This is a genomic window from Streptomyces neyagawaensis, from assembly GCF_023516595.1.
Classification (GTDB): Bacteria; Actinomycetota; Actinomycetes; order Streptomycetales; family Streptomycetaceae; genus Streptomyces; species Streptomyces neyagawaensis.
Window position 1 is genome coordinate 1 of the sequence record NZ_JAMGBG010000037.1, and the last position, 1,750, is coordinate 1,750.

At 73.1% G+C, this 1,750-nt stretch carries 3 protein-coding genes; 2 read left to right on the top strand and 1 reads right to left on the bottom strand.

Features of this window, described 5'->3' with window-relative positions:
- Positions 1 to 724, top strand: a 724-nt coding sequence (locus M8J73_RS17915) for an SbcC/MukB-like Walker B domain-containing protein (protein WP_283946756.1), incomplete at its 5' end; no start/stop codon positions are given.
- A gap of 40 nt (positions 725 to 764) precedes the next feature.
- On the opposite strand, the gene M8J73_RS17920 is transcribed toward M8J73_RS17915, so the two are convergent.
- Positions 765 to 1,220, bottom strand: a complete 456-nt coding sequence (locus M8J73_RS17920; protein ID WP_055537975.1) for an Lrp/AsnC family transcriptional regulator — start codon at positions 1,218 to 1,220, stop codon at positions 765 to 767.
- Positions 1,221 to 1,379: 159 nt separating this feature from the next.
- Between M8J73_RS17920 and M8J73_RS17925 the strand changes: the two genes are divergently transcribed.
- Positions 1,380 to 1,750, top strand: a 371-nt coding sequence (locus tag M8J73_RS17925; protein WP_249828790.1) for a rhodanese-like domain-containing protein, incomplete at its 3' end; no start/stop codon positions are given.

A 1,750-nucleotide genomic window follows, 5' to 3' on the forward strand; every position in this document is an offset into this window, starting at 1 on the left:
GCGGCCGTCCGCCGACGTCGCCGGCGCCGAGCGGGCCGCCGAGGCCGCCGCCCGGCGCCTCCAGCGGGCCGTGTCCGCCTGGGACGAGGCCGAGCGGCGCAGTGCCGCGCTCGACCGGCTGTCGGCGCGGGCCGCCGCCTCCGTACGGCGGCTGGCACCGCTGCGGGAGGAGTACGACCGCGTCGCCCGCATGGCGGGACTCGCCGCCGGTACCGCCGCTGACAACGAGCGCAAGATGCGCCTGGAGGCGTACGTCCTGGCCGCCCGTCTCGAACAGGTCGCCGCCGCCGCGACCGTACGGCTCCAGCGGATGTCCTCCGGCCGCTACACCCTCGTCCACTCCGACGACCGGTCCGGACGCGGGCGCAGCGGACTCGGACTGCACGTCGTCGACGCGTGGACCGGCCGTGAGCGGGACACGGCCACGCTCTCCGGCGGTGAGACGTTCTTCGCGTCCCTCGCGCTCGCGCTGGGCCTCGCCGATGTCGTCACCGACGAGGCTGGCGGCGTCCGCCTCGACACCCTCTTCATCGACGAGGGGTTCGGCAGCCTCGACGACCAGACCCTCGACGAGGTTCTCGACGTCCTCGACGCGCTCCGCGAGCGGGACCGCAGCGTCGGCATCGTCAGTCATGTGGGGGACCTGAGGCGACGGATCCACGCACAGCTGGAGGTCGTGAAGGACCGGTCGGGGTCGGTGGTCCGGCAGCGCACGACAGCCTGACGGCGCGTCCCGGCGACGGGCCCCCGGTAGCGCGGGGGCGTCAGTGGCCGAGAGGGCGCCGGGGGAGCGGTGAGGAGTACACGACGCTGGTCGTGACGGAGCCCAGCGAACCGATCTTCCCCGACACCTCCTCCAGGTGGCGCATCGAACGGGCGGCGACCTTGATCACGAAGCAGTCGTCGCCCGTGACGTGGTGCGCCTCCAGGATCTCGGGGGTGACGGCCACCAGGTCGTGGAACGGCTTGTAGTTGCCGTTGGGGTACCGGAGGCGCACGAACGCCAGGATCGGCAGCCCCAGCCGCTCCGGTTCCACCACGGCCGCGTACCCCTGGATGACGCCCGCCTCCTCCAGCCGCCGCACCCGTTCGGTGACGGCGCTCGCCGACATCGACACGGCACGCGCCAGATCGGCGAAGCTCGCCCGCCCGTCACGCTGGAGGACTTCGAGGATGCGCCAGTCGGTGGCGTCCGGGACGTACGGGGAATTCACGGTCATGGGGGAGAGACTGCAGGGGATTCCCCGGCTGGGCAAGGTCCGGACCGTGGAATGCCCCTTCAGGAAGATGATCACTGGCCGTAGATTTCTGGTCGGAGGGGCCGGACGGCGGTCCCGCCGAGGAGTCGGCCGCAGCGCCGGGCAGAGAGAGGCCCCGAGATGACCACCACGACCGCCGTGAACGCCGTGAACCCCGTGAACCCCGTCCTGAGGGTCGCCCCCGGCGCCCCGGCCGAGGCTGCCGCCTACTTCCGGGCCAGCCTCGTCTTCCACGCGGATGTCTCCGACGTGGCCGCCGCGCTCGCCGCGGACGGCGACCCCGGCTTCGTCGTCCTCGACTCCCGGTCCACCGCGTCCTGGGACCAGGGGCACATCCCCGGCGCGGTCCACCTGCCCACCGCCCTCATCCCCGAGCAGGCCGAGCAGCTCCTCGACAGGTCCGTGCCGGTCGTCACCTACTGCTGGGGCCCCGGCTGCAACGGCGCGACCCGTGCCGCCCTCGCCCTCGCCGAACTCGGCTTCCAGGTCAA

Coding starts and splice junctions, on each gene's coding strand:
- M8J73_RS17920 (WP_055537975.1), bottom strand. CDS start 1,220: ATGACCGTGAATTCCCCGTACGTCCCGGACGCCACCGACTGGCGCATC.